General features: G+C 71.2%; 8 protein-coding genes, 2 pseudogenes and 1 riboswitch. Of the genes and pseudogenes, 7 read left to right on the top strand and 3 right to left on the bottom strand.

The genetic code is table 11. The features are described 5' to 3' along the window. Both GT042_RS03530 and GT042_RS03535 read left to right on the top strand, forming a co-directional pair. Positions 1–212: pseudogene (locus GT042_RS03530) on the top strand (8-amino-7-oxononanoate synthase); the annotation flags it as partial. A 229-nt stretch (positions 213–441) separates the two neighbouring features. Then, positions 442–873, top strand: coding sequence for an ATP-binding protein (locus GT042_RS03535; RefSeq protein ID WP_161307229.1), 432 nt, complete (start codon positions 442–444; stop codon positions 871–873). A gap of 80 nt (positions 874–953) precedes the next feature. Here GT042_RS03535 and GT042_RS03540 read toward each other — a convergent pair whose 3' ends face one another. The 3 genes from GT042_RS03540 to GT042_RS03550 all read right to left on the bottom strand — a co-directional run bounded on the left by GT042_RS03540 (position 954) and on the right by GT042_RS03550 (position 2878). After that, positions 954–1427 carry a C40 family peptidase gene (locus GT042_RS03540; RefSeq protein ID WP_161307230.1) on the bottom strand — a complete coding sequence of 158 codons (474 nt, stop codon included), beginning with the start codon at positions 1425–1427 and terminating at the stop codon, positions 954–956. Positions 1428–1430: 3 nt separating this feature from the next. Beyond that, a riboswitch (cyclic di-AMP (ydaO/yuaA leader) is annotated at positions 1431–1602 on the bottom strand. Between the two features lie 324 nt (positions 1603–1926). Beyond that, positions 1927–2235, bottom strand: a complete 309-nt coding sequence (locus GT042_RS03545; RefSeq protein ID WP_161307231.1) for a hypothetical protein — start codon at positions 2233–2235, stop codon at positions 1927–1929. A 7-nt stretch (positions 2236–2242) separates the two neighbouring features. After that, on the bottom strand, positions 2243–2878 hold the full coding sequence (locus tag GT042_RS03550) for an ATP-dependent Clp protease proteolytic subunit (protein WP_161307232.1): 636 nt from the start codon (positions 2876–2878) through the stop codon (positions 2243–2245). Positions 2879–2936: 58 nt separating this feature from the next. On the opposite strand from GT042_RS03550, the gene GT042_RS03555 reads away from it, so the two are divergent. The 5 genes and pseudogenes from GT042_RS03555 to GT042_RS03575 all read left to right on the top strand — a co-directional run. Beyond that, a complete protein-coding gene (locus tag GT042_RS03555; protein ID WP_161307233.1) occupies positions 2937–3230 on the top strand; it encodes a type II toxin-antitoxin system Phd/YefM family antitoxin in 294 nt (97 codons plus the stop codon). 227 nt (positions 3231–3457) lie between these two features. Beyond that, positions 3458–3760 carry an urease subunit gamma gene (locus tag GT042_RS03560; protein ID WP_161307234.1) on the top strand — a complete coding sequence of 101 codons (303 nt, stop codon included), beginning with the start codon at positions 3458–3460 and terminating at the stop codon, positions 3758–3760. Between the two features lie 14 nt (positions 3761–3774). Beyond that, the gene (locus tag GT042_RS03565) at positions 3775–4086 is read left to right on the top strand and encodes an urease subunit beta (RefSeq protein ID WP_161307235.1); all 312 of its coding nucleotides are present in this window, start codon (positions 3775–3777) and stop codon (positions 4084–4086) included. Next, positions 4079–5800: an urease subunit alpha gene (locus GT042_RS03570; protein WP_161307236.1), complete on the top strand. Its 1722-nt coding sequence runs from the start codon at positions 4079–4081 to the stop codon at positions 5798–5800. Before GT042_RS03565 ends, GT042_RS03570 begins: the two co-directional genes overlap by 8 nt. Positions 5801–5848: 48 nt before the next feature. Continuing rightward, a pseudogene (locus GT042_RS03575) lies at positions 5849–6018 on the top strand (urease accessory protein UreF); the annotation flags it as partial.

Genomic DNA, 6018 nt, shown 5'->3' on the forward strand with positions numbered 1-6018 from the left:
CCGTGGTGTCGGTCCGGGCGGCCTCGGCGGAGGCCGCCGTCCGCTGGGCGGCGGACTGCCGCGCCGCCGGCCTGGCCGTGGGATGCTTCCGCCCGCCGTCCGTGACCGACGGCGTCTCGCGGATCAGGCTCACGGCCCGGGCCGACATGACGTACCGTCAGCTCGACGCGGCCGTGGAGACGATCATCGCCACCGCGGCCCCGGTCGGCTGAGACCGCCCGGACCGTACAGGGCCCGGTCGCGGATCTCCGGACAAGAGCCCTCAAATACGTTCTCACGTAGCAGAGTTCACCGCTTCGAGCGACAGAATTCCACATGTCTCGGTGGATCAGCGCCCCGAACGGCACGATAAGTGGCACTCTGGCGCGAAGCACAGTCCGAGGCCGCCGGCGCAGCATTCTGTGCCGAAGTCCGGCCCGGCGGGAAAGGGACAGCGTCGCCATGGCAGACCATCAGGAAGCATCCGCCACCCTGCCGAGTGATGCGGCCTCCGTCCCCGAGGCCCGAAGATTTGTCGCGGACCTTCTCGTGGAATGGGGGCTGCCGGGCGAGGCCGACCTGGCGGACACGGTCCGGCTGATCGTCTCGGAGCTGGCCACCAACGCCGTCCAGCACACCTTCGGCACGTCGCCCACGTTCACCGTGGAGGTACGGCTGGAGCGCGACGAGCGGCTGTGTGTCGGCGTCACCGACAGCCATCCGCGGTGGCCGCGGCGGCTGCCCGCCGCGGTGCAGCAGGACAACGGCCGCGGCATGGTCATCATCCGCTCACTGACCGCCGAGTGCGGCGGACGGCTGAGCGTCACCCCCACGGAGGAGGGCGGGAAGACGGTCTGGATCGCCCTGCCCTGGACGGTGCCGGTGCGGCGCTGAGTCCGCCCCTGCGGCTCCGAGGGCCCTGTCCCCGCCCCCGTACCGCCTGAGCCGGCCCGCCGTCTCCCGCCCCGGCCCCGTCAGCGGACCCGCCCGTACCAGACGCTCCTGGACCAGATGCGTTCCAGCCGCACCACGGAGCCCCTCTTCGGCGAGTGCCAGATCTTGCCCCGGCCCGCGTAGATCCCGACGTGGTACACCCTGTTCCCGTAGTGGAAGAACACCAGGTCGCCCTTCTTCCTGCCCGACGGTGAGACGTGGCGCGTCTTGTTGTACTGCTGCTGGGCCGTACGAGGCAGCTTTTTGCCCGCCTTTTTGTACGAATAGACCGTCAGCCCCGAGCAGTCGAAGCGGCGTGGTCCCGTGGCCCCGTACTTGTACGGCGAGCCCTTCTTGGAAGCCGCCACTTTGAGCGCCGTCGCCCCGTGGGGCGCGGCCTGGGCCTCGGACGCGGCGCCCGGCACCAGCAGCGAACCGCCGATCGCGGCGAGCGTGAGGGCCGAGACGGCCCCCGCCCGGGAGAACAAGGACGGGACATGTGCCTGCGCAGTCATGCGCAACCCTTCGTCAGCCGCCTGTGAAGGATGACCTGTCGGGTTCGGGCCGGCGAAGTGGCCCGGCCGCCGCAGCGGCTTCACCCCGAGGGACGACCCATGTGCGGGCCGGCCCGTACTGCTCGGGTCCTCCACTCCTGCCGATCCACTCGTGTCGACCAGGCATCCGGAGCGGCGGCAGGACTCGGCGTCCGCCCGGACCGCCCCGCCGTGGGTGGCGGGGGCTTGTCGTCCCAGGGATCTTGACGCGGATCAGAGGGATTTCCGAGGCGAAACGACGATATGTGAATCTCATCACGTCTGACCCATACGGGTGGACGCGAGAGTTTTCGCCCGGGCGGCGCGTGCCCGACGAGGGGCCGCACCTGCGACGGAACGTCACCCCTCGTTGCGCTTATGGTCACTTTGCGCAACTCGCGTCCCCGTAGTCGTCCAGTCCGCTCCTACGCCGAACGGGGGAGGCTTTCCCGTACGGACGCGCCCGTACGGGAACACCCCCTCAAGCCGGGGGTCCGGGCGGCATGGTGACGCGCTCCGCGCGGCGCTCCCCGTCGAGCACCCGCAGCGCCCGCGCCAGGGTCCCGGCGTGCACCTCGGTCTCCCCTCTGGCGTGCATCGTCGTCAGGGCGTCCCGCAGCTCGGCGGCGCGCGCGGGGAGCGCCTGGGCGGCACGCAGTGCGCTGTACGTGTGGTTTTCGCGCGCCGGGTTGATCCGCCCCAGCAGATCGACCACCTGGAGGAAGGCGTCGACGAACTCCCCCTCGGCGCGGGTCAGCGCGGGCAGCGGCGGCAGCTCCGGTGGCAGCATCGGCCGGTCACCGCCCGCCCGCCGGGCCCAGGGAGATCTTGCGGGTCCCCACCACGTGATCGACCAGCCCGTACGCCCGGGCCCCGGCGGCGTCGAAGATCGTGTCCCGCTCCAGGTCGTCCCGTACCCGCTCCTCGCTCTGCCCGGTGTGGCGCGTCAGCAGCGACGCGAGCAGGTCGCGTGTCCGCAGCAGCTCGTCGGCCCGGATCATCAGGTCGGACGGCTGGCCCCGGACGGGCTCGTCCACGCCCGGCTGCTGGAGCACGACCCGCGCGCCGGGCAGCGCCGTCCGCTTGCCGGGCGTGCCGGCCGCGAGCAGGACGGCGGCGGTGGACGCCGCCTGGCCGAGGCAGGTCGTCTGCACGTCGCACATCACCGTCCGCATCGTGTCGTAGAGGGCGGTCATGGCGCCGATCGTGCCGCCGGGGGAGTTGATGTAGAGGCAGATGTCCTGGTCGGGCGCGGCGTATTCCAGGTGGAGGAACTGCGCGATGACGTCGTTGACCGCCGTGTCGTCGACCGGGGTGCCGAGGAAGACGATCCGCTCCTCGAAGAGCTTGGAGTACGGATCGAGCGTCCGGATCCCGTGACTCGTCCTCTCGTTGAACTCCGGCAGGACGTAACGGGCGGATAGGCCGGGCATCGCGGATCTCCCTTTCTGTAAAAAATGTACAGGACGTACGTCCCGTACCCTGGGGAGCATGGCCTACGAGATTCCGGTGACGCAAGCCCGGGCGGAGCTGGCGGAACTGATCAACCGCGTCGTGTACGGCGGCGAGCGGGTGGTCGTGACGCGCCACGGCAAGCCGCTGGTGGCGCTGGTCTCCGCCGCTGACCTGGAACGACTGGAGAGGGAGCAGGAGGCGGCCGAGGAGCAGGTGATCACCTCGGTCACGTCGGTCAGGACCCTGCCGTCCGCTCCGGGCGAACGCGCGCGCTTCGGTATCGCCGCCGAGCTGCGCGGGCAGCACGACGAGCCGCCCCACGGCCGCTGACGAGCCGCTGACGGGCCGTTGACGGGCGCCTGACGGGTCGCCGACGGACTGCTGACGGCGGGACGGGAGGGGGCGGGTGCCCGCGTCGGCGTCGCGCGGCGCCGTTGTATACGGCACTCACTCCTACGGCCCTGTCGAGGGCTCCAGTTAACGCGCCCGAAAAACTTCGGCCTTAACGTGCCAGGGACCCTGGAGCCGTCACCGGGCCGACACTGTGAGGTGGAAGCGTGCAACTGACCCCGCACGAGCAGGAACGCCTGCTCATCCATGTGGCCGCGGACGTGGCGGCCAGGCGCAGGGACCGCGGACTGAAACTGAACCACCCCGAAGCGGTCGCGCTGATCACCTCGCACCTCCTCGAAGGCGCCAGGGACGGCCGTACCGTCGCCGAACTCATGGAGTCGGGGCGCGCGGTGCTCGGACGCGACGACGTCATGGAGGGCATCCCCGAGATGATCCACGACGTGCAGGTGGAGGCCACGTTCCCGGACGGCACCAAGCTCGTCACCGTCCACGACCCGATCGTCTGAGGGGCGGGACGCCGATGATTCCCGGAGAGATCCTGCACGGCGACGGGCCGGTCGTCCTCAACGAGGGCCGCGAGGTCACCCGCCTGACCGTCCTCAACACCGCCGACCGGCCCGTCCAGGTCGGCTCGCACTACCACTTCGCCGAGGCCAACCCCGGGCTGGAGTTCGACCGCGCCGCCGCGCGTGGCAAGCGCCTGCACATCGCCGCGGGCACGGCCGTGCGCTTCGAGCCCGGTATCCCCGTCGCCGTCGCACTCGTCCCCCTCGCCGGTCTGCGGGTCGTCCCCGGCCTGCGCGGCGAGACCGGAGGTCCCCTCGATGACTGACATCTCCCGCGCCGCGTACGCCGATCTCTTCGGCCCGACCACCGGCGACCGGATCCGCCTCGCCGACACCGAGCTGTTCGTGGAGGTGGAGGAGGACCGCTGCGGCGGCCCCGGACGCGCCGGTGACGAGGCGGTGTTCGGCGGCGGCAAGGTGATCCGCGAGTCGATGGGGCAGTCCCGTACGACCCGGGCCGAAGGGGCGCCCGACACGGTGATCACCGGCGCGCTGGTCATCGACCACTGGGGCGTCGTCAAGGCCGACCTCGGCATCCGGGACGGCCGGATCACCGGGATCGGCAAGGCCGGCAACCCCGACACCATGGACGGCGTCCACCCCGATCTCGTCATCGGCCCCGAGACCGAAGTGATCGCGGGCAACGGGAAGATCCTCACGGCCGGCGCGATCGACGCCCACGTCCACTTCATCTCGCCGACCATCGTGGACCAGGCGCTCACGAGCGGTGTCACCACTCTCGTCGGCGGCGGTACGGGACCGGCCGAGGGCACGAAGGCCACCACCGTCACCCCGGGCGCCTGGCACCTCGCCCGGATGTTCGAGGCGCTGGAGACCTTCCCCGTCAACATCGGGCTGCTCGGCAAGGGCAACACCATGTCGAGCGACTCCATGCACGCCCAACTCCGCGGCGGGGCGCTCGGGTTCAAGATCCATGAGGACTGGGGCGCCACCCCCGCCGTGATCGACGCGTGCCTGCGGGTCTGCGAGGAGAGCGGCGCCCAGCTCGCCATTCACACCGACACCCTGAACGAGGCCGGGTTCGTCGGCGACACCCTCGCCGCCATCGCGGGCCGCACGATCCACGCGTACCACACCGAGGGCGCGGGCGGCGGGCACGCCCCGGACATCATCACGGTCGTCTCCGAGCCGTACGTGCTGCCCAGCTCCACCAACCCGACCCGGCCGCACACCGTCAACACCATCGACGAACACCTCGACATGCTGATGGTGTGCCACCACCTCAACCCGGCCGTGCCCGGCGACCTGGCCTTCGCGGAGTCCCGGATCCGGCCCTCCACCATCGCGGCCGAGGACATACTGCACGACCTCGGAGCCATCTCGATCATCTCCTCCGACGCGCAGGCCATGGGGCGGGTCGGCGAGGTGGTCATGCGGACGTGGCAGACCGCGCACGTGATGAAGAAGCGCCGGGGCGCGCTGCCCGGCGACGGCCGCGCCGACAACCACCGGGTGCGGCGGTACGTCGCCAAGTACACGATCAACCCCGCCGTCGCCCAGGGTCTCGACGGCGAGATCGGCTCGGTGGAGACCGGCAAGCTCGCCGATCTGGTCCTCTGGGACCCGGCGTTCTTCGGCGTCAAGCCCCAACTGGTCATCAAGGGCGGGCAGATCGCGTACGCGCAGATGGGCGACGCCAACGCGTCCATCCCCACCCCCCAACCGGTGCTGCCCCGGCCGATGTTCGGCGCGCTGGGCCGGGCCGCGGCGGCGGGGTCGTTCAACTTCGTCGCGGAGGCGGCGATCGCGGACGGACTGCCCGAACGGCTGGCTCTCAACAAGAAGTTCGTCCCCATCCGCAACACCCGGGGGCTCAGCAAGGCCGACATGCGGGAGAACGACGCCCGGCCGCGCGTGGAGGTCGAACCGGACACGTTCACCGTGACGATCGACGGCGAACCGGTCGAGCCCGCCCCGGCCACGGAACTGCCGCTGGCGCAGCGGTACTTCCTGTTCTGACGTGACGGCCCGTCCTGACGTCCGACCGACCGCCGAGAGGAGCACCGGATGAGTGCCGCGGCCCTGCTCGTCCTCGCCGACGGACGGTTCCCCGCCGGCGGCCACGCCCACTCCGGCGGGGCGGAGGCCGCCGTCAAGGCGGGACGGATCCGCGACGCCCGGGACCTGGCCGCCTTCTGCCAGGGGCGGCTGCACACCACGGGACTCACCTCGGCGGC

Origin of the sequence: Streptomyces sp. SID3212, from assembly GCF_009865405.1 — a bacterium.
In the GTDB taxonomy this organism is placed as follows: domain Bacteria; phylum Actinomycetota; class Actinomycetes; order Streptomycetales; family Streptomycetaceae; genus Streptomyces.

Coding starts and splice junctions, on each gene's coding strand:
- GT042_RS03545 (WP_161307231.1), bottom strand. CDS start 2,235: ATGCTGCCACCGGAGCTGCCGCCGCTGCCCGCGCTGACCCGCGCCGAG.
- GT042_RS03540 (WP_161307230.1), bottom strand. CDS start 1,427: ATGACTGCGCAGGCACATGTCCCGTCCTTGTTCTCCCGGGCGGGGGCC.
- GT042_RS03550 (WP_161307232.1), bottom strand. CDS start 2,878: ATGCCCGGCCTATCCGCCCGTTACGTCCTGCCGGAGTTCAACGAGAGG.
- GT042_RS03555 (WP_161307233.1), top strand. CDS start 2,937: ATGGCCTACGAGATTCCGGTGACGCAAGCCCGGGCGGAGCTGGCGGAA.
- GT042_RS03535 (WP_161307229.1), top strand. CDS start 442: ATGGCAGACCATCAGGAAGCATCCGCCACCCTGCCGAGTGATGCGGCC.
- GT042_RS03565 (WP_161307235.1), top strand. CDS start 3,775: ATGATTCCCGGAGAGATCCTGCACGGCGACGGGCCGGTCGTCCTCAAC.
- GT042_RS03570 (WP_161307236.1), top strand. CDS start 4,079: ATGACTGACATCTCCCGCGCCGCGTACGCCGATCTCTTCGGCCCGACC.